The sequence below is a fragment of the Methylobacterium cerastii genome (assembly GCF_022179125.1).
GTDB lineage: Bacteria > Pseudomonadota > Alphaproteobacteria > Rhizobiales > Beijerinckiaceae > Methylobacterium > Methylobacterium cerastii.
The window spans coordinates 22,694-42,432 of sequence record NZ_BPQG01000022.1 but is presented as its reverse complement, the minus strand read 5'-3'; the positions used below and the strand labels follow the sequence as shown (position 1 = coordinate 42,432).

The 19,739-nt window shown below is 68.2% G+C and carries 23 protein-coding genes; 8 read left to right on the top strand and 15 right to left on the bottom strand.

The genetic code is table 11. The features are described 5' to 3' along the window. Positions 1-19 precede the first annotated feature (19 nt). Entirely contained in the window at positions 20-769 is a 750-nt protein-coding gene (locus MFF13_RS08110) for a GNAT family N-acetyltransferase (RefSeq protein WP_147832353.1), read from the bottom strand. A gap of 156 nt (positions 770-925) precedes the next feature. On the opposite strand from MFF13_RS08110, the gene MFF13_RS08105 reads away from it, so the two are divergent. From MFF13_RS08105 to MFF13_RS08095, 3 genes are all read left to right on the top strand, one after another. Then, positions 926-1,540, top strand: a complete 615-nt coding sequence (locus tag MFF13_RS08105) for a PAS domain-containing protein (RefSeq protein ID WP_147832354.1) — start codon at positions 926-928, stop codon at positions 1,538-1,540. A gap of 105 nt (positions 1,541-1,645) precedes the next feature. Next, a complete protein-coding gene (locus MFF13_RS08100) occupies positions 1,646-1,873 on the top strand; it encodes a DUF4170 domain-containing protein (RefSeq protein WP_147815645.1) in 228 nt (75 codons plus the stop codon). A gap of 184 nt (positions 1,874-2,057) precedes the next feature. Further along, complete coding sequence (locus tag MFF13_RS08095) at positions 2,058-3,002, top strand: ribose-phosphate pyrophosphokinase (RefSeq protein ID WP_147754674.1); 945 nt, start codon at positions 2,058-2,060, stop codon at positions 3,000-3,002. A gap of 209 nt (positions 3,003-3,211) precedes the next feature. Here the strand turns inward: MFF13_RS08095 and MFF13_RS26545 are convergent, their stop codons facing one another. After that, positions 3,212-3,379, bottom strand: coding sequence for a hypothetical protein (locus tag MFF13_RS26545; RefSeq protein WP_187273804.1), 168 nt, complete (start codon positions 3,377-3,379; stop codon positions 3,212-3,214). 142 nt (positions 3,380-3,521) lie between these two features. After that, positions 3,522-4,412 carry a metal-dependent phosphohydrolase gene (locus MFF13_RS08085; RefSeq protein ID WP_147832429.1) on the bottom strand — a complete coding sequence of 297 codons (891 nt, stop codon included), beginning with the start codon at positions 4,410-4,412 and terminating at the stop codon, positions 3,522-3,524. 170 nt (positions 4,413-4,582) lie between these two features. On the opposite strand from MFF13_RS08085, the gene MFF13_RS08080 reads away from it, so the two are divergent. Both MFF13_RS08080 and MFF13_RS08075 read left to right on the top strand, forming a co-directional pair. After that, a complete protein-coding gene (locus MFF13_RS08080) occupies positions 4,583-4,834 on the top strand; it encodes a DUF4062 domain-containing protein (RefSeq protein WP_238271800.1) in 252 nt (83 codons plus the stop codon). Between the two features lie 234 nt (positions 4,835-5,068). Beyond that, the gene (locus tag MFF13_RS08075) at positions 5,069-5,554 is read left to right on the top strand and encodes a hypothetical protein (protein ID WP_238271798.1); all 486 of its coding nucleotides are present in this window, start codon (positions 5,069-5,071) and stop codon (positions 5,552-5,554) included. 58 nt (positions 5,555-5,612) lie between these two features. On the opposite strand, the gene lpdA is transcribed toward MFF13_RS08075, so the two are convergent. The 7 genes from lpdA to MFF13_RS08040 form a co-directional block, all read right to left on the bottom strand. After that, on the bottom strand, positions 5,613-7,052 hold the full coding sequence (gene lpdA, locus MFF13_RS08070; RefSeq protein WP_147828685.1) for a dihydrolipoyl dehydrogenase: 1,440 nt from the start codon (positions 7,050-7,052) through the stop codon (positions 5,613-5,615). A gap of 297 nt (positions 7,053-7,349) precedes the next feature. Next, entirely contained in the window at positions 7,350-8,243 is an 894-nt protein-coding gene (locus MFF13_RS08065; RefSeq protein WP_187273617.1) for a phytoene/squalene synthase family protein, read from the bottom strand. Next, entirely contained in the window at positions 8,240-8,629 is a 390-nt protein-coding gene (locus tag MFF13_RS08060) for an Mth938-like domain-containing protein (RefSeq protein WP_147753281.1), read from the bottom strand. Before MFF13_RS08060 ends, MFF13_RS08065 begins: the two co-directional genes overlap by 4 nt. Before the next feature lies 1 nt (position 8,630). Continuing rightward, positions 8,631-9,572, bottom strand: a complete 942-nt coding sequence (gene secF / locus MFF13_RS08055) for a protein translocase subunit SecF (RefSeq protein WP_147753280.1) — start codon at positions 9,570-9,572, stop codon at positions 8,631-8,633. Between the two features lie 73 nt (positions 9,573-9,645). Continuing rightward, positions 9,646-11,253, bottom strand: coding sequence for a protein translocase subunit SecD (gene secD, locus MFF13_RS08050; protein ID WP_147828683.1), 1,608 nt, complete (start codon positions 11,251-11,253; stop codon positions 9,646-9,648). 164 nt (positions 11,254-11,417) lie between these two features. Then, positions 11,418-11,753, bottom strand: a complete 336-nt coding sequence (gene yajC / locus MFF13_RS08045; protein WP_147753278.1) for a preprotein translocase subunit YajC — start codon at positions 11,751-11,753, stop codon at positions 11,418-11,420. A 134-nt stretch (positions 11,754-11,887) separates the two neighbouring features. After that, positions 11,888-12,286, bottom strand: a complete 399-nt coding sequence (locus MFF13_RS08040) for an MAPEG family protein (RefSeq protein WP_147828682.1) — start codon at positions 12,284-12,286, stop codon at positions 11,888-11,890. Positions 12,287-12,417: 131 nt separating this feature from the next. Between MFF13_RS08040 and MFF13_RS08035 the strand changes: the two genes are divergently transcribed. From MFF13_RS08035 to MFF13_RS08025, 3 genes are all read left to right on the top strand, one after another. Then, the gene (locus tag MFF13_RS08035; RefSeq protein WP_238271796.1) at positions 12,418-13,293 is read left to right on the top strand and encodes an ATP-binding protein; all 876 of its coding nucleotides are present in this window, start codon (positions 12,418-12,420) and stop codon (positions 13,291-13,293) included. 119 nt (positions 13,294-13,412) lie between these two features. Next, positions 13,413-13,793, top strand: coding sequence for a YidB family protein (locus MFF13_RS26660; RefSeq protein ID WP_238271794.1), 381 nt, complete (start codon positions 13,413-13,415; stop codon positions 13,791-13,793). A 48-nt stretch (positions 13,794-13,841) separates the two neighbouring features. After that, entirely contained in the window at positions 13,842-14,195 is a 354-nt protein-coding gene (locus tag MFF13_RS08025) for a YidB family protein (protein ID WP_147828681.1), read from the top strand. Positions 14,196-14,252: 57 nt separating this feature from the next. Here the strand turns inward: MFF13_RS08025 and MFF13_RS08020 are convergent, their stop codons facing one another. The 5 genes from MFF13_RS08020 to serS all read right to left on the bottom strand — a co-directional run bounded on the left by MFF13_RS08020 (position 14,253) and on the right by serS (position 19,501). Beyond that, entirely contained in the window at positions 14,253-15,695 is a 1,443-nt protein-coding gene (locus MFF13_RS08020) for a peptidoglycan DD-metalloendopeptidase family protein (protein WP_147828680.1), read from the bottom strand. A gap of 164 nt (positions 15,696-15,859) precedes the next feature. After that, the gene (locus tag MFF13_RS08015; RefSeq protein ID WP_147828679.1) at positions 15,860-16,528 is read right to left on the bottom strand and encodes a protein-L-isoaspartate O-methyltransferase family protein; all 669 of its coding nucleotides are present in this window, start codon (positions 16,526-16,528) and stop codon (positions 15,860-15,862) included. Next, entirely contained in the window at positions 16,525-17,217 is a 693-nt protein-coding gene (locus tag MFF13_RS08010) for an alpha/beta fold hydrolase (protein ID WP_238271792.1), read from the bottom strand. The genes MFF13_RS08015 and MFF13_RS08010 overlap by 4 nt, the downstream gene beginning before the upstream one ends. Before the next feature lie 122 nt (positions 17,218-17,339). Next, a complete protein-coding gene (gene surE, locus MFF13_RS08005; protein ID WP_147753270.1) occupies positions 17,340-18,104 on the bottom strand; it encodes a 5'/3'-nucleotidase SurE in 765 nt (254 codons plus the stop codon). Then, positions 18,104-19,501 (bottom strand): serine--tRNA ligase, encoded by a 1,398-nt coding sequence (gene serS, locus MFF13_RS08000; protein WP_147828677.1) that lies wholly within the window; start codon positions 19,499-19,501, stop codon positions 18,104-18,106. Before serS ends, surE begins: the two co-directional genes overlap by 1 nt. Between the last annotated feature and the right edge of the window lie 238 nt (positions 19,502-19,739).

Sequence of the window (19,739 nt, the reverse complement as noted above, 5' to 3'; positions counted from 1 at the left end):
GACCCTCGAGGCCGCCGGCTCAACCCTGGCGGCGGTAGTGGTAGCGCAGCAACTCGGTGCGGAACCCGAGGCCGCGGTAGAGCGACAGGGCGGCCGCGTTCTCGGCCACCACCTGGAGGCAGGCGCCGACGGCCCCGTTGGCGCGGGCCCAGCGCATCAGCGCGCCGACCGTGCGGCGGGCATGGCCGCGCCCGCGCAGCTGCGGGGGCGTCGCCACGGATTCGATCACCGCGAGCGGCCCATCGAGGACGGTGTAGCCCATCGAAGCGGTCTCCCCCGCAAGGTCCAGGGCGGCGAAGGCGCGGGGACCGCGCAAGTCTCCCGTCATCGCGGCGTAGATCGCGGCGGCCTGCGCGTCGGCGCCGGCAAGCCGGCTGCGCAGCGCGAGCCAGTCGCCATCGGGCGCCGGCATCAGCCGCACGCCTGAGTCGAGCCCGTCCGGCATCCCGTCGAGGGCGGCGAACAGGGTCGACGCGTGGCCCTCCGCGCCGTAGCCGCGCGCCGCCAGGGGTTCGTCGAGCTCCGGGGCGAGGCTCACCACGCGGACGATCGCCGGCTGGCCGAGCGCCGCGTACGCACGCTCGCAGACCGCGATCGCCGCGTCGGCCGGGCCGCGCGGTCCGGGGGTCGGGTTGAGCGAGTTCGTCCGCCGGGTCGGCCCGCCCGAGGCGCGCAGCAGCCACCCGTCCAGAAGGTGTTGACGTGACGCCGGGCATGCGACCAGGCAGGCCGCCTCCGCTCTCCAGGCGAGGTCGTCGTGCTGAGACATGGACCGTCCGCGGGTTCTACGGCCGGCGGGTCGTAGCACGGCGGTAGACCGATCCGAACCGCAAGACTTGCGCGATCGGTTGTATCGATTGAGTTGGACTCGTATACAAATTGTTGCTCAAGGTTTCTGAAGAGCGGGAAGCATACTGGTAGGCCGATGAAGTTCGACGGCATCGACGATCGAGGGCAGGCGGTGGGGGACCTGCACGCCGCCCTCCAGGCGTCGGGCGTCGTCGGCACCTGGGACTGGAACCCGGTCTCGCAGCGCGTGCGCTACGATCCCGGCGCCGCCGAGCTGCTGGCGGGGGACGCCGCGCTGGCCGGCCGCGACCTCGAGTTCGCCGACGCCGTGGCCGGCATCCATCCCGACGACGTCCCCTGGATGACGCAGGAGGTGGAGCGCGCCATGCAGGCCGGCGGCCTGATGCTGGCGGAGTACCGGGCCGGGATGCTCTCCGGGCAGACGCGCTGGCTCCTGTGCCGCGGCCGGATCTTCCACGATCCTCGCGGGCGCCCCGTGCGCAGCACCGGCATCCTGATCGACATCACCGAGGTCCGGACCATGGACGCCGGCTCCGTCGCGACCCCGTCGATCGGCGAGCCGGAGGCGCCGCTGGTGCGTGCCGCCGACCTCTGCATCGCGTTGCACGGGGTTGTCGGCGAGAGCGGATCCGAAGCGCTTCGCGGGATGACCGAGCGCCTGCTGCTTCAGATCGGCCGCGAGATCGCCCGGGCCGAGCGCGCGGCCGTGCCGCCGACCGCGCTGCATTGAGGGCCGGGGCCGCGCGGGCTTGACGGCGGCCGCGGGGTTGGCGATGCCGCGTCCTGCGGCACGCGTCCTGCCTGTGGGGCGGCGTGCCGCGACCAGGAGAGACCCGTGACCACCACGACCGCCAGCGACCAGCTGCTGCACCTCGTCTTCGGCGGCGAGCTGGAGGACATCGACGGGCTCCGGTTCAAGGATCTGGCCGGCCTCGACATCGTCGGCATCTTCCCCGACTACGCCTCGGCCAAGGTCGCGTGGCGCGCCAAGGCCCAGGCCACGGTCGACAGCGCGCAGACCCGCTACTTCGTCGTCCACCTCCACCGCCTGCTCGAGCCGTAGGCGCCCGGCTGTGCAGGGGGCCGTGCAGGGGGCTGTGCAGCGGGCGGGCCCGGCCATTGTGACGGTTCGACCGCACTGGTAAGAGCCCGACCGACGCGGATGCCGGCGGGCCTGTCGATCGGCCGGCCGTTCCAGTCTTCAGGACGTGTCTCGGCCCGAGACCCCAGATGTTGAGCCCGCAGGCATGAAGTCTTCGATCAAGATCATCGCCGGCAATGCCAGCCGGCCCTTGGCGGAGGACATCGCCGGCTACCTCGAACTGCCGCTCGCCAAGTGCATGGTCCGGCGCTTCGCCGACATGGAGATCTTCGTCGAGATCCAGGAGAACGTGCGCGGCGAGGACGTGTTCATCGTCCAGTCGACCTCGTATCCGGCCAACGACCACCTGATGGAGCTGCTGATCATGATCGACGCCGCGCGTCGGTCCTCGGCGCGGCGCATCACGGCGGTGATCCCGTATTTCGGCTACGCCCGGCAGGACCGGCGCACCTCGGGCCGCACCCCGATCTCGGCCAAGCTCGTCTGCAACCTCATCACCGAGGCCGGCGCCGACCGCGTGCTGACGCTGGACCTCCATGCCGGCCAGATCCAGGGCTTCTTCGACATCCCCACCGACAACCTGTTCGCCGCGCCCGTGATGGTGCGCGACATCAAGGAGCGGCTGACCTCCACCGACCGCATGGTGGTCTCGCCCGACGTCGGCGGCGTGGTCCGGGCGCGCGCGGTCGCCAAGCGCATCGACGCGTCGCTGGCCATCGTCGACAAGCGCCGCGAGCGCGCCGGCGAATCCGAGGTGATGAACATCATCGGCGACGTGGAAGGCCGCTCCTGCATCCTCGTCGACGACATCGTCGATTCCGGCGGCACCCTGGTCAACGCGGCCGAGGCCCTGCTCAACGCCGGCGCCAAGGAGGTCTCGGCCTACATCACCCACGGGGTGCTCTCGGGCGGCGCGGTCTCGCGCATCGCCGCCTCGCGGATGAAGGAGCTGGTGATCACCGACTCGATCCAGCCGACCCAGGCCGTCAAGCTCGCCCGCAACATCCGCGTGGCGACCATCGCCCCGCTCTTGGGCGAGGCCATCGGCCGGACGGCGACGGAAGCCAGCGTGTCGAGCCTGTTCGACTGAGCGTCATGGCCCGTCCAGGGCATCCGAACACAGCGTCCTCAAAAACCGCTCCGTCATTCCGGGGCTGCGCAGCAGAGCCCGGAATCCAGAGCCGCCGCGGGCTCCGAGGTGAAGCGTCCCGGCCCTTCGAGCCCGCGCGGCGCGTCTGGATTCCGGGCTCGCCTTCGGCGCACTGGAATGACGGGGTTTGGGCTGTCTGGCGCAGCCCCCTACCCGTCCCGCCCCCGCACGTAACCCCGCGAGATCAGGCGGCTGCGCTCGCGCGCGCGGCGGTCGGATTCGAGCAGGTCGGAGAGCGCGTCGGCGATGACGCAGCGGAGCGCCAGGTCCGCGTCGCCGGCGCTGGTGAGGAGGTAGGCGCGCGCGATCTCCTCCACCGGGCAGCTTTGCGGCGAACAGCTTTGCGGCGAACAGCTTGGGGGCGAGCAGCTTGGGGACGGGTCGGCCGGGCGGGGTTGGGCGGCGGCGGGCATGGGGTGCGACTCGCTGTGAGAACAGAACAAGAACACACCAGATCGGTCAAGGTTCGGTCAAGAGGGGCGGCAAAGTGGGGGATTCAGGCGAACCGGGATGCGGCCCCATGCGGCGGCGGTCGTGCTCGATCGCGAAGACGTGGGCGTAGAGGTTGGCGACCCAGCGCCGTCCCTCCACGGTGAGGTCGAGGGCGCGGATGGCGTCGCCGATCACCGGCTCGACCTTGCCCCAGAAGAAGCTCGGGTAGCGCTCGGCCAGATCCGCCGGGTCGACGTAGCCGAGCGATTCGCACAGGCCCGCCTCGCGCAGCTCGTGGAACAGCGCGTTGAGTTTTCGCGGATAGAGCGGATCGCCGAGCTGGCCGATGAGGTCGGCCGCGCGCATCAGCCCGGCCTCCGTGGCGGTCTCGGCGTGGTCGCCGTCGTCGGGCACGGGGAAGCGCGTCAGCTCGATCGCGCGTGCCACGCGGCCGGCGTCGACGAACTCGTGGGTAGCGAAGCGCTCCCACACCGCGATCTTCGAGCGCTCGACGTGGTGCGCGGTGAGCCCGGCATCGGACGCCCCGCGCGGCAGCCCGACGGTGGTGCCGGCCCGGTCGATCACGAACCGGGTGCGCGTGTCGCCGGCGCAGACGCCGCGGACGTAGCCGATGTCGTGGTAGAGCGCGGCCAGGATCGCGTGCAGCCAGTCCCGCGGCGACACCCCCTGCGCCACGAAGCGGCCGCGCAGGATGTCCTGGGTCACCAGCGTCACGAGGGTGGTGTGGTCGGCATCGTGATAGAGCGCGTCGCTCTGCGCGATCCGCTCGATGGTCAGCCGCGCCGATTCCTCGATCACCTCGACATAGCCCGGCTCCCGGCTGCCGAAGGTGCGCCGGTAGACCAGGGCGAGATGTTCGCCCAGGGCATTGGCGAGGAGCTTCGTGGCGTCGAGCATGAAACTACCATTAGTCGAAGGGTGCCGGAGATTGTAACGGATAGATATCGGGGGACATACCTCCTCGGTATGGTGTCGCGCCGGGAGTTGATTGCATGCTCATAGGTGACAGCTTAGGTGGTATTTAAATATAATTATCTAAGTTCTCAATATGTTTGGAAAAAGCTAGAATGGAAAAGAAATATCAGATATTTATTTCGTCTACTTATTTAGATTTGATCGATGTAAGGCGCGAGATAGCGAAGGCAGTTTTGCGGCAGACAGAAATCCCTGCCGCTATGGAAGATTTTGGGTCGGTCGATCGGGCAGCATTAGAATACATAAAAGCCGTAATTGATCAGTGTGATTATTATGTACTTATAATAGCAGGAAGGTACGGATCTATCGATGAAAGCGGTCTTAGTTATACAGAACAAGAATAAGATTATGCTTTAGAAAAATCGAAGACAATACTTGTTTTCATAAGGCGAGACATCTCAAATATCCCTGCGAAAGATGTTGATACGGACAAAAATTTACGCAAGAAATTAGAACGGTTCCGATCCAAGGCTTCCAAAGGAAGGCTCGTAAGTTTTTGGGACGACCCGAAAACGCTTATTACAGACGTTACGATTGCGCTAGGCAACGCATTCAGGACCCACCCTGGTTTAGGTTGGGTGCGGGCGACTCAGTTTGATAAAGTTGAGTCAGTTGAGATTGAACGTTTGAAGTACGAAAATCAATCTTTGAGCGCGGAATTGGAGGAGATGAAGTCAGTCGTTAATGCGCAAGAATTTGATTTTGAGTCTCTATTGTCGATATTTCGTATCAATGTGGATTACTATGTAAATTTAAGGTCTTGGAGTGAGTTTATTGAGATAAGTTGGGCGGAAATATTTTCGATTGTCGGACCAATTATGAAGTCACATTCGGAAATTGAAATCATTCGAGGTAAAATGTCTTCGGTAATAAGCACGGCTCTTCGTAAAAGTCAGAACGCATTCGAAGGTGCCGAAATAAACGATCTATCTTTTGATGAAATTACATCTTATTTTATTAGGTGCAACTTTATCGAAATGAAAAACGATCATATTATGTTTTTAACGTCAAAAGGAAGAAAATTCTTGATAGAATATAAATATTTAATAAACATAGGTAAATAAATATAGCTATTCGGGAATATATATTGAGATATATTTCCACAAATCATTAGAAAAAGAGCTAAGTATGGATCACCTTCCCATAAGCATCCAGCACGCTCTCATGCATCATCTCTGACAGCGTCGGGTGCGGGAAGACCGTGTGCATCAGGTCTTCCTCGGTGGTCTCGAGGTTCATGGCGACGACGTAGCCCTGGATCAGCTCGGTCACCTCGGCGCCGACCATGTGGGCGCCCAGCAGCTGGCCGGTCTTGGCGTCGAACACCGTCTTGATCAGCCCGTCCGGCTCGCCGAGCGCGATCGCCTTGCCGTTGCCGGCGAAGGGGAAGCGGCCGACCTTGACGGCAAAGCCCTGCTCCTTGGCCTTGGCCTCGGTGAGGCCGACGGAGGCGATCTGCGGCTGGCAGTAGGTGCAGCCGGGGATCTTCGCCTTGTCCATCGGGTGGGTGTGCAGGCCCTTGATCGTCTCGATGCAGATCACGCCCTCGTGCTCGGCCTTGTGGGCGAGCATCGGCGGGCCGGCGACGTCGCCGATGGCGTAGAGGCCGGGCACGTTGGTGCGCCCTAACCCGTCGGTGACGACGATGCCGCGCTCGATGGCGACCCCGAGCTTCTCCAGCCCGAGGTTCTCGATGTTGCCGACGACGCCCACCGCCGAGATCAGCTTTTCGGCCGTGATCTGCTGCACCTTGCCGTCGCCGCCCTCGATGGTGGCGGTGACGGAGTCGACGCCCTTCTCGACCTTCGTCACCTTGGCGCCGGTGAGGATCTTGATGCCCTGCTTCTCGAAGCGCTTGCGGGCGATGGCCGCGATCTCGGGATCCTCCACCGGCAGGATCTGCGGCAGCAGCTCCACCACCGTCACCGCCGCGCCCATGGTGGCGTAGAACGAGGCGAACTCGATGCCGATCGCGCCCGAGCCCATCACCAGGAGCGACTTCGGCATCGTCTCCGGCACCATCGCCTCGTAGTAGGTCCAGATCTGCTTCTTGTCGGGCTCGATGCCGGGGATCGCGCGCGGCCGCGCGCCGGTGGCGACGATGATGTGCTTGGCCGAGTAGGTGCCGGCGGCGAGCGCCCCCTTCGGCGCGGGGGCGCGGGTGGTCTCCTTCACCGTCACCTGGCCGGCGCCGTTGCCCTTGGCGACGGAATCGACCGTGGCCTCGCCCCAGATCACGTCGACCTTGTTCTTCTTCAGCAGGTGCCCGACGCCGCCGTTCAGCTTCGACGAGACCCCGCGCGAGCGCTTCACGATCGCCGCGGTGTCGAACGAGACCTCCTTGGCGGAGAGCCCGTAATCGGAGGCGTGCTGCATGTAGTGGTAGATCTCGGCCGAGCGCAGCAGCGCCTTGGTCGGGATGCAGCCCCAGTTCAGGCAGATGCCGCCGAGGTGCTCCCGGTCCACCACCGCGGTCTTGAACCCGAGCTGCGCCGCACGGATCGCGGTGACGTAGCCGCCGGGGCCGGCGCCGATGATGAGCACGTCGTAGGTGTCGGCCATGAGCGTCTGGTTTCTTCCCTGGAGCGTCTTGGAGAGGAACGTAGACGAGGAATCTGCGGGCGCCAACGCGGGGCGGCGGCGGGGGGGTTACATCAGCGACCTCTCGCTGGGCAGGGGGAGCGCGGGTCCCTTCTCCCGCCGATCTCGGGCTTGCCCGAGATCGGCTATTCTGGTGTCCAAATCGGGCAAGCCCGACTTGGATTGGGAGAAGGACAAGATGAGGGGCGAAACTCGTCCTGAGAGGTCACGCCCCTCACCCCGACCCTCTCCCCCTGGGAGAGGGGGCCGGTCGGCGCCCTACCCGGCCGCGCGCGATCCCCGCCACAGCCGCCACAGGCGGCGCCAGCGGGCGGTCTCGATCGGCGTGTTGAGGGGGTCGTAGCCCGGGCGCTCCATGGCGGCGAGGTAGCCCTCGACCAGGGCGAGCGGCAGGAAGGCGGCGCGGGCCGTGGGCAGGATCGTCGCCCTCTCGGCCTCGTAGGCGGCCAGGTGCCGGCGGGCGTCGGCGCGCAGGTCCGCGCAGGCGCCGCGCAAGCCCGGCCCGCCGCGGCCGGTGACGATGTCCTCGCGGGTGACGCCGTGGGCGCGGAACACGTCGGCCGGCAGGTAGACCTGGCCGCCGCGGGCGTGCCACGGCAGCGCCCGCAGCAGCCCGGTGATGCCGTAGGCCACGCCCGCATGGCCCGCGGCGGCGGCACCGCCCGGCTCCGCGCCGTCGCACAGGATCAGGCTGGCGAGCCGGAACAACGCCGAAGCGGTCTCGCCGCAATAGCCCTCCAGGTCGTTCAGCCGGGGCATCGGGTCGTCGTAGAGGTCGAAGACGCGGGCGTCGATCAGGTCGACGAAGGGCTGGCGCCCGAGGCGGCGGGCGACGATCGCGTCGAGGAGGGCGGCGGCCACGGGGTTGGCCTTCACGTCGCCGCGGGCCTCGCCCTGGAGCGCGTCGCGCCACCATTGCAGGCGGATCTCGCCGGCCATCGGGTTCGAGGCGGCCTCGCGCACCCGCGCGATCGTCAGGCTGAAGGCGTAGAGGGCGAAGAGGTGCGGGCGGGCGCCTTGCGGCGCGAACAGGGTCGCGAAGTAGCGGTCCGGGTCGCCGGCGCGGACGAGGTCCTCGCAATGGCGGAAGGCGAAGGCGAGGCCGCCGAGCCCATCCTCTCGAGCGTCCGCCCGATCCGGCGCGTCGCTCACGCGACCGCGATCAGGGCCGCCGCCACCTTGCGGTTCTCCGCCACCAGGATGTTGTACGTGCGCGCCGCCGCGCCGGTCTGCATCACGTCGAGACCGATCCGGTTGTCCTTGAGCCATGCCCGAAGATCGGGTGGCAGCGGCACGATGTCGAGGCCCGTGCCGACGAGCAGCAGCTCGATCTCCGCCGATTCGGCCTGAACCGGGCGCAACGCGGTGCGGTCGATCGCCCTCCCCTCCGTCACGGCCCAGGCGCGGACGCCCGAGGGCAGCGCCAGGATCGAGCCGCGGTGCGACATCTCGCCGAAGCGGAAGCCGCCGTTGCCGTAGGCGTCGATGAGGTGGCGGCCGGGCAGGAAACCCTGCTCGAAGCCGTCGAGCTCGGCCATCCTACTCCGCAGCCTGCGGCAGGCGCCCGCGGGCGGCCTGGGCCTTGGTGCCCGAGAGCATCAGACCGAGATAAATGAGACTGGGTGTGGAAACGAAGATGGCAGAGTAAGTGCAAATCACAACGCCACAGAGCATCACCACCGCGAACCCGCGGATCGCCTCGCCGCCGAACAGCACCAGCGCCAGCAGCGACAGGAAGGCCGAGACCGAGGTCATCACCGTGCGCGACATGGTCGAGTTGATCGACAGGTTGAGCAGCTCGTCGGTGGGAATGGTCTTGTACCGGCGCATCAGCTCGCGGGTCCGGTCGAACACCACCACGGTCTCGTTCAGCGAGTAGCCGACGATGGTGAGGATCGCCGCGATCGAGGTCATGTTGAACTCGATGCGGGTGATGATGAACACGCCCATGGTCAGCACGATGTCGTGCAGCGTGCCGACGATGGCGCCGAGCGCCAGCTCGCGCTCGAAGCGGAACCACAGATAGAGCAGCACCGCGACGACCGAGAGCACGACGCCGAGGGTGCCCGACTGCACCAGCTCGCCCGAGACGCGGGGGCCGACGGTCTCGGTGCGGCGGAACTCGTAATCCTTGTCGAAGGCGCCGTGCGCCTTGTTCATCACCGCGGTCTGGCCCTGCTCGCCGGGCTGCAGCGGCAGGCGCACCAGCACGGTGCCCTGGTTGCCGAGCTCCTGCACCTCGGGCTCGCCGAAGCCGAAGCCGGCGGCTGTGTGGCGGATCTCGCCGACGTCGGCGGTGCCCGACTTCGCCTGCAGCTCGACCAGCGTGCCGCCCTTGAAGTCGATGCCGTAGTTCAGGCCGACGGTGAGGAACAGCACCACGGTCGCCACCGACAGGATCGCCGAGAGCGGGAAGCTCACGCGACGGAAGCGCATGAAGTCGAAGTGCGACTCATCGGGCCAGAGGCGAAGCAGGCGCATTTTCAAAGGACCTTACGGTCGGGAAGCGACGATCGGCTCCCCTGAACGGACGACGTGCGGAGCGGCGACGATCTCAGAACGGCAGGGCTTTGGGCCGGAACGACTTGTACCATACCGCGATCATCATCCGCGTCAGCGTCACCGCGGTGATGACGGTGGTGAGGATGCCGAGGATGAACACCACGGCAAAACCCTTCACCGGGCCGGAGCCGAGGAAGAACAGGATCAGCGCGGCAATCGCCATGGTCGAGTTCGAGTCGATGATGGTCGCGAACGCCCGGTCGAAGCCGGCCTGCAGCGCGGAGACGAGGGAGCGCCCGGCGCGATGCTCCTCGCGCATGCGCTCGTAGATCAGCACGTTGGAATCCACCGCCGTGCCGATGGTGAGCACGATGCCGGCGATGCCGGGCAGCGTCATGGTGGCCTCGAGCACCGACATCAGGCCGAGGATGAGCCCGACGTGGACGATGAGGGCGATGTTCGCGATGAAGCCGAAGGTGCCGTAGGTCAGGAACATGAAGGCGACGACGAGGAGCCCGGCGACGCCGGTGGCGATCTTGCCGGCGCGGATCGAGTCGCTGCCGAGACCCGGCCCGACGACCCGGCGCTCGACCACGGTGAACTTCGCCGGCAGCGCGCCGGCGCGCAGCAGGATCGACAGGTCGTTGGCCTGCTGCACCGAGAAGTTGCCGGTGATCTGGCCGGAGCCGCCGGTGATCGCGCTGCGGATCACCGGAGCCGAGACCACCTCGTTGTCGAGCACGATCGCCATGCGGCGCCCGACGTTCTCCGAGGTCGCCTGGCCGAAGCGCTGGGCGCCCTTCAGGTTGAACTTGAAGCTCACCATCGGCTCGTGGGTCTGCTGGTCGAAGGCCGGCTGCGCGTCGGTGAGGTCGCCGCCGTCGGCCATGACGCGACGCTCCACCGCCACCTTGGCGCCGCGCTCGTCGCGCGAGGGAAGCATGTCCACGTCGCCGGCCGGGTTGTCGGAGATCATCCGGAACTCGAGCTTGGCGGTCTTTCCGAGCAGCGCCTCCAGGCGCTCCGGGTCCTGCAGGCCGGGAACCTGGATCAGGATGCGGTCGGCGCCCTGCTGCTGGATCGAGGGCTCCAGCGTGCCGGTCGAGTCGAGGCGGCGGCGGATGACCTCGATGCCCTGGGTCACGGCGCGGCGGGTGCGCTCGTTGATGCCCGCATCGGTGAGGGCGAGGCGGATCAGGCCGTCGGGCTGCTCGTTGATGTCGAGGGTGCGGCCGCCGGTCTGGCCGACGAGCGGGTTCGAGATCGGCTGCGCCAGCTCCTGCAGCTTCGGCATCACCTTGGCACGCGCCGCCGCGTCGGCGATGCGGACCTGGACGCCGCGCTGGAGGATGCCGATGCCGCCATCCGCCCGCACGTTCTCGCGCTGAAGCACGCCGCGGACCTCGTCGCGCAGTCCCTTGGCCTGGGAGGCGACGAGCTCGGTCTGGTCGACCTCCAGCAGCAGCTGCGAGCCGCCCTGCAGGTCGAGGCCGAGGACGATCGCACGGCTCGGCACGATCCAGGCCGGGAACCAGCCCGGCAGCGCGGCCATGAAGCCCTTGCGCTGGTCGGCCGAGAAGAAGCTCGGGACCGCGAGGCTTAGGCCGATCAGGATGGCGACGAGGGTCGCGATGATCTTGGTACGGGAAAAGCGCAACATCCGCCGACTCTGTTTTCTGCAGTCCTGCCGGGGACTTGCCGCGGCATCCTGATCCCGCGGGTCTGAAGCCTGTCCCGGTCGCGACGCGATCGGGAACGGCTCCGAGCTGTTGCCGTGCCGAGGTCTCCAACGCCGAACCGGGACTCGCTTCGGCGGAGAGCGCCCTAGGCGGCCTTGACCGGCCCGCCCTTGACGCGGACCTCGGAGATCATGGTGCGCACCACCTTGACCCGGACGTTCGGCGCGATCTCCACCTCGATCTCGGAGGCTTCGTCCATCACCTTCACGACCCGGCCGACGAGGCCGCCGTTGGTGACGATCGTGTCGTCGCGGCGGACGTTCTTGACCAGGGCCTGATGATCCTTGACCCGCCTTTGCTGCGGCCGCAGGATCAAGAAATACATGATCACGAAGATGAGGACGAAAGGAACCACCTGCAAGGCGATCTCGGCTCCGCCGGCAACGGTGCCGGCCCCTTGCGCGAAGGCGGGGGTGATCAAGCGCGTCTCCTCATGTGACATCAGGCACGAGCGCGCCTGTCGAAAGCGTCGCCGGGCCTGTCTGAAAGCGCGCGGACTATAGCCAGGGGCGTCCCGAAAGCAACGCCGGGCGGCCCCCAGGTCTCAGATCGCGCTCAGATCGCGTGGATGATCAGCAGGATCGCCGCCACGAGCGTCACCAGCAGCGTGGCGATGATGCCGCCGCCGCGGCAGGTGAACTGGCGCGGCGAGTTCTCCGGCGCAAGCATGCCGACGGGATGCAGCAGGCGCGCGACGAGCAGAATCGTCAGCAGTGGCACCACGATCCAGTGCCGGGTCCCGCCGGCCTCAAGGAGGGCGACGAGGCCCAGCGCCATCGGCACGTATTCGGAGAAGTTGCCGTGCGAGCGGATGCGCCGCTGCAGCGTGTCCTTGCCGCCGTCGCCCAGGAGGACGTTGCCTCTCACGCGCCCGCCCATCACCCAGGCGGAGAGGCCGATGAAGAGCAGGCCGAGCAGGCCGGCGAACAGGGCGGTGGTGGCTGGGAAGATCAAAGGTCGGCTCCGGTCGAGGTCGCGCCAACAACGCGGGTCGGCCCGCGACGTTGCAGCCGGCCCCCTGGTTGCAGCAAGGACTTTGCGCGCGTAGGCCCGGGCGATCCGCGGCCCACCCGAACCCATTGGCCATGACACAAGCGACCACCCTGGACACGCTGCTCCCCCTATTGGAGCGCATCGCGACCGCCCTCGAGCGCGCCGCCCCGCCCGCGCGGGTCGAGGCCGACATGAGCGCGGCCGACGCCTTCCTGTGGGGACCGGAGCGCCGTCTGATCCCGGTGCCGCGGGTGAATCGCGTCGAGATGGGGCTGCTCACCGGCATCGATCGGGCGCGCGACACGCTGGCCGAGAACACCGAGCGCTTCGCGCGCGGGCTGCCTGCCAACAACGCGCTGCTCTGGGGCGCCCGCGGCATGGGCAAGTCGTCGCTGGTCAAGGCGGTGCACGCCGAGATCAACGCCCGCCGCGCCGCAGGCGCTTTGCCGATGAAGCTCGTCGAGATCCACCGCGAGGATATCGAGGCGCTGCCCGACCTGATGGCGACTTTGCGCCCCGACCCGCATCGCTGGGTGGTGTTCTGCGACGACCTCTCGTTCGACGGCGACGACACCTCGTACAAGTCGCTCAAGACGGCGCTCGACGGCGGCATCGAGGGGCGGCCCGGCAACGTGCTGTTCTACGCCACCTCCAACCGGCGGCATCTGCTCGCCCGCGAGATGGTCGAAAACGAGCGCTCCACCGCGATCAACCCCGGCGAGGCGGTGGAGGAGAAGGTCTCGCTCTCGGACCGCTTCGGCCTCTGGCTCGGGTTCCACAAGTGCAGCCAGGACGAGTACCTGGCGATGATCCACGCCTACGCCGAGCGCTACGCGCTGCCGGTGGAGCCCGACGCGCTGAGGGCCGAGGCGCTGGAATGGGCGACCACCCGCGGGTCGCGCTCCGGCCGCACGGTCTTCCAATTCATCCAGGACCTCGCCGGACGTCTCGGCCGCACCCTCGACTGAGCGCTATTCTTTTTCGCTTCGTCGCCGCAGGTGCTTGTCGTGTGTCGCCTGCGCCCGAGCTTGCATCCTCGATGCTCTCCGCCTTCCGGCGGACGGCTGTTGGGGGATGGGCTGACGTCATGGGGTTGTTCGACATGTTCCGGGACGCGCTCGCTCGCGCCGAGGCACGCATTGATGCTATCGGCGGAGACGGGCTGCCGATGGCCTTCGCCAAGGTCCACCCCGGCGGCCTTCCGGCCTTCCTCGACAGGCTCCGCGAGGCCGGCCACGGCGCGGCGGTCTCCTCCTGGCTCGGATCGGGCGCCAACGTCGCCCTGCCCGCGGGCGCCTACGCCGCCTTGCTCTCGCCGGAGGCGCTGACGCGCTTCGCCGCCGATCTCGGCGTCCCGGAGGCCCGGGTGCCCACGGCCCTGGCCGAGTTCCTGCCCGGCGCCGTCGACCGGCAGAGCCGGGACGGCACCCTTGCGCCGCAGCGGCAATTCTCGACGCAGGTGGCCTGATCCCTGCTGCCGGCTAGAGTGCGCGCGATTCGGCGAGGAGCCTGAGCGATGAGCCTGTTCGACACCCTGAAGAACGCCCTCGACGGTAGCCTTGGCCAGGCCGCCATCGAGGCGCTACCCTCGATAATCGAGCGTGTGCTGCCGGGCGGCCTCCAGGGCCTTCTGAGCCAGCTCCAGAATTCGGGCTACGCCGCCCAGGTGAATTCCTGGCTCGGCCGCGGCGCGAACGAGCCGATCACGGCGGAGGACCTGCGCAAGGTGATGGACAACGAGCAGGTCCGCCGGATCGCAGACAAGCTCGGCATCCCGACCGACCAGGTCCTGGCGGTGCTGGCGAAGGTGCTCCCCGCGGCGGTCGATCACCACAGCCCCAACGGGACGCTCCAGACGCCGAGCAGCTGAAACGGAAAAAGGCGGCCCTCGCGGGCCGCCCTCCGACTTGGTGCAGAGGCCTGACGCTCAGTTGCTCGCGAGCTGCGACATCGGATCGATCGGTGCGCCGCTCTTGCGGATCTCGAAATGCAGCTGGGGCGAGGTCACGTTGCCGGACGCGCCGGACTTGGCGATCGTCTGGCCGCGCTTCACCTTCTCGCCGGGCTTCACGTCGAGCTCGCCGTTGTGGGCGTAGGCCGACACGTAGCCGTTGGCATGGCGCACCAGCACGAGCTTGCCGTAGCCCTTCACGTCCGAGCCGGCATAGGCGACGGTGCCGTCCTCGGCGGCCTTCACCGACGTGCCCTCGGGCACCGCGATGTTGATGCCCTCGTTGCCGGAGGAGCCGTAGCCCGAGATCACCCGGCCCTTGGCGGGCCAGCGGAAGGTCTGGTCCGCCGCCGCGGCGGCGACCGAGCCGGTGCTGGCGGGCTCGACCTTCGCGGTCGCGACGGCCTTCGCCGGCTCCGGCTTGGCGGCAACCTTCTCCGACGCGGCCTTGTCCGAAGCCACCTTGTCGGCGGCGGCCTTCTCGGACGCCGCCTTGGTGGCCTTGGCCTCGGCGACCTTCTTCGCCGCGTCCTTGGCGGCATCCGCCTTGGCCTGCTTGGCCTCGGCCTCGGTCTTGCGCGCGGCTTCTGCCTTCACGTCGGCCTTGGTGTCCGTCTTGGCGTCGGGCTTCGCGTCGGCCTTGGCGACCTGGCCGGGGCGGACATGGTGCTTCTTAGCGTCCGCCTCCTTGGCGGCGACCTCCTTGCGGGCCTTCTCATCGGCGCGCTTGTCGGCGAGCTTCTTGGCCTCGGCCTCCTTCTGCGCCTCCTTGGCCGCTTCCTTGCGCTTGGCCTCGGCCTTCGCCGCGTCTTTGGCGTCATCCTGGCGCTTGGTCTCGGCGGCCTTGATCCGCTCCGAGGGGGCGGCGGGAACGGCCCGCGCCGTCATCGGGGCCGCCGCCGGGTTCATGCCCGAGGCGCTGTAGACCGGGATGACGAGCTGGCGGCCGGGCGTCACCTGGCTCGCATTGGTCAAGCCGTTGGCCGACAGGATCGCCGAGGCCGGCACGCCGAAGCGCGTCGACATCTGATTGAGGCTGTCGTTCGGGGCGACGGTGATGGTGGTGCCGCCCTGCGCGTTCCAGCCGGGGTTGCCGGTGGAGGCGACGCGGGTGGTCTGCGCCATCGGCTGGGTCGGCACGCGGGCGGCCACCGGGCCGGGCCGGGGCGAGATCGCCATCGGTGCGCCGAGCGCCTCGGACTGGATCCGGCCGGTGCGGATCGGCGGCGCCGACGGCATGTCCGGCAGGCTCCCCGTCGCCGCCGGCTCGCTCGCCATGTTCGAGGCGAACGGATTTGTGAAGGGGTTGTCGAGACGCGATGCGTCCGACGAGCAGGCGGCGGCACCGCTGCCGATAACTCCGATGAGAGCGAAGCGCGACAGCGTCTTCATCCTCCGACCAGTCCCGCGAACCCGCATCGACGCACCCGTTTGCCTGACGCAACTTGATGAGCCCATGAAAGCCGGATTCAGGTTAAACAACCGTTCCCGTTCACCACGTTCACGGCCGCGCGAGCACCATTTCACTCTTCGAATCGCCGCTTAGGAATGCTTACCGTCATCGTGGCGGTGAACGGGTTTGGTTAAAGCGCGACCGCCCGCCCCGGCACCAGCGGCGCGAGGCGCAGCCGCGGTCCCGGCTCGATGGCGAGGCCCTGCCCGCGCGGCTCGGCCACCATCAGCCCGCCTTCCGATCCGGCGACGAGGCGCCCGCCCGGGTTCAGCGCCGCGCCCCAGCCGGGCGGGGGCGCCGACACGGCGCCGTTGACGAGGATGCGGTCGAATCCGCCCTCTTCCATCTCGGCGAGGCCATCGCCCTGGACGATCCGGACCCGTCCGCCGAGGTTCGCGCGCGCCTGGGCCACCAGCGTCGCGTAGCGCTCCAGGCTCGTCACGGCCTCGGCGCCGAGCTGCAGCAGCAGCGCCGTGACGTAGCCGGACCCGGTGCCGATCTCGAGGATGCGCATCCCCGCCTCGACCCTCAGCAGCGCCAGCATCGTCGCCACCGTGCTCGGAGCGGTCATCGCCGCCCCGCAGGGCAGCGGCAGCGGCAGGTCGCGCCGGGCGAGGTGTCGGTACGCGGCAGGCGCGAAGGCTGCCCGCGGCACCTGCTCCATTGCCCGCAGCACCGCCGTGTCGCGGGTGCCGCGCCCGCGAAGCGCCAGCACGAAGGCCGCATTCTCGATCGCCCCGCCGAGGCCGTCATGGCCGCTTAGCCCCGCGCCGTCGCGTTCGTCGTCCGGCCCGGTCATGGTGGCAGGTCGCGGAGCCAGGCGAGGATCAGCGCCGCCAGGGCGTCCGGCGCCTCGATCGGCAGCATGTGGCCGGCCTCCGCGACGACCGCCATCGTTGCGCCCCTGATGCCGTCACGCAGCTCCTCCGATTCTGCGACGCTGCGCAGGCGATCGCGGCCCGCAGCGATCACCAGGGCCGGGCAGGTGATGGCGCCGAGCCGGCCCTCGTCGCCGACGCGTTGCAGCCGGGACTGGCGCAGGAAGGTCTCGCGCCCGAGGCGCCGCCCCATCGCGCGGATGCGCTCGATCAGCGCCGCGTCGCCGGCTCGGTCGGGGTGCACCGAGGCGGCGGCCGCCGCCCGGCTCAGGCCTCCGAACCCCCCGGCCTCGACGCCCTCGATCGCGAGGCGCTTGGCCACCGCCTGCTGCCGGGAGTCGGAGCGCGATGAGGTCGCGACCAGGACCAGCCCGCGCACCCGCTCCGGCGCGAGCCGCGTCGCCTCGCGGGCGACGTAGCCGCCCATCGAGAACCCGACGAGCACGAAGCGCGGCGGCGCCTCGGCGAGCAGCCGCCGCGCCATCTCGGGGATCGTATCGTCGTGGGTGAGGCTCGCGTGGTGGATCGGGCCGGCCGGCGCCAGCGCCTCGGCCATGTCGTCCCACAGGCTGGCGTCGGCCATGTAGCCGGGGATGAGGACGAGGCTCATGGGGAAGGGAGCTCCGCTTTGGGACGTGACCGCTCCGCCGGGTCGATCGGCCTGCTCCCCGTCCCTCCACCGCAGGATGAGGGCGAGGGACGGGAAGAACACCGTCGGAGCTTACGGAGGACCTACTCCGCGAAAGCCTGCGCGAAGCGCGTCAGCGTCGGCTCGTCGGTGAGGTCGAGGCGCAACGGCGTCACCGAGATGCGCTTCTCGGCGATGGCCTTGAGGTCGGAGCCGTTGCCCGGCTCGAACCGCGCCTTGGCGAAGGCGAGCCAGAAATACGGGTTGCCGCGCCCGTCGGTGCGCGCGTCGATGGCGAGCAGCGCCTGGTTGCGCTGGCCCTGCGCCGCCACCGCGATGCCGGCGACCTCGTCGGGCTCGCAATCGGGGAAGTTGACGTTGATCACGATGCCCGGCTCGATCCCGGTCTCCAGGATCTTCTTCACGACGATCGGGCCGTGGTGGGCGGCGCATTGCCATTTCAGGTTCCCGCGGCCGCCGATCCCGTAGGCCTGGGACATGGCGATCGAGCGCACGTTGAGGATCGTGCCCTCCATCGCGGCGGCGATGGTGCCGGAATAGGTCACGTCCTCGGCGACGTTCTGGCCGCGGTTGACCCCCGACAGCACGAGGTCCGGGCCGTGGTCGGCCAGGATGTGGCGCACGCCGAGGATCACGCAATCGGACGGCGTGCCCTTCACCGCGAAGCGCTTCTCGGAGATGTGGCGCAAGCGCAGCGGGTCGTTCAGCGACAGCGAGTGCGAGACGCCGGACTGGTCGGTCTCGGGCGCCACCACCCAGACGTCGTCGGACAGCGTCCGGGCGATACCCTCCAGCGTTTCCAGGCCCGGCGCGTGGATGCCGTCGTCGTTGGTGACGAGAATGCGCATTACGTGGCCTGCCCTTCGATCCGGTTGAGGCCGCCCATGTAGGGCGCGAGCGCGGACGGGATCGTGACGCTGCCGTCCGGGTTCTGGTAGTTCTCCATCACCGCGATCAGCGCGCGGCCGACCGCGACGCCCGATCCGTTCAGGGTATGCACGAAGGCGGGCTTGCCGTCCTTACGGTGCCGGGCGTTCATCCGTCGCGCCTGAAAATCGCCGCAGACCGAGCAGGACGAGATCTCGCGGAACGTCTTCTGCCCCGGCATCCAGACCTCGATGTCGTAGGTCTTCTGGCTGGCGAAGCCCATGTCGCCGGTGCAGAGCGTCATCGTGCGGAACGGCAGGTCGAGCTTCTTCAGCACGGCCTCCGCACAGGACAGCATGCGCTCGTGCTCCTCGGTCGACTTCTCGGGCGCGGTGATCGAGACCAGCTCGACCTTGTTGAACTGGTGCTGCCGCAGCATCCCGCGGGTGTCGCGCCCCGCCGCCCCGGCCTCCGCGCGGAAGCAGGGCGTGAGGGCGGTGAAGCGCAGGGGCAGTTCGTCCTCGGCGAGGATGGATTCGCGGACGAGGTTGGTGAGCGGGACTTCGGCTGTGGGGATGAGCCAACGCGAACTTTGATCGATCCAGTCCTGTACGCCGGATGATATGAAGTCGGTGGCCTTCCGTCCGTCGTCCGCAGTCGCGATTAGCGAACCGACACTTCTACGAAGATCTTCGATCGTAGAGCCATCGTTGACAGCAAACTGATCATCTCGAAATTTCGGCAACTGCGCTGTACCGAACATCGCTTCGTCGCGCACCAGGATCGGTGGCGCTACCTCGAGATAGCCGTGCTCCTGCGTGTGTAGGTCGAGCATGAACTGACCCAGCGCCCGCTCCAGTCGGGCGATCTGGCCCTTAAGCACCACGAAGCGCGAGCCGGAGATCCTGGTGGCGGCCTCGAAGTCCATCAGGCCGAGCGACTCGCCGAGTTCGAAGTGCTGGCGGCCCTCAGGCAGTTCCGCGCGGGCGGAGGCGAAGCGGCGGTATTCGACGTTGCCGTGCTCGTCGGCGCCCTCGGGCACGTCGGCTTTCGGGAGGTTCGGGATTGCGGCAAGCCGGTCGTCGAGGGTCTTGGCGGCCTCGGTCTGCGCCTTCTCGAGCGTCGGCGCGGCCTCCTTCAGGCCGGCGACCTCGGCCATCAATTCGGCCGCACGGGCCTCGTCCTTCGCCTTCTTGGCCGCGCCGATCTCCTTGGCGCGGGCGTTGCGGCGCTCCTGGTTCTCCTGCGCCGCCGAGACGGCCGCCTTGCGGGCGTCGTCCAGCGCGATCAGCTCGGCCGAAAGCGGGCCGAGGCCGCGACGGGAAAGGTCGCGGTCGAAGGCTTCCGGGTTGTCCCGGATGGCGCGGATGTCGTGCATGGGCTGGCTCGGGTCGTGCGGACGGGCACGCTTTGCAGCATCGCTCCGCGCGCGACAAGGCTGCGGCGGGCGAAGGAGCGCCCGCGCGTCCGTACTGGGCGCGATCCAGGCTGCGTCCGGTCAGGGGATCGAAACGTGGCGTTTCGCGGCGCCCGCTGCCGAAACCCACCCCCTCATTCCGGGGCGCCGGAGGCGAGCCCGAAATCCAGACTCGCAGGTCGAGATCGCGCCTGGCACC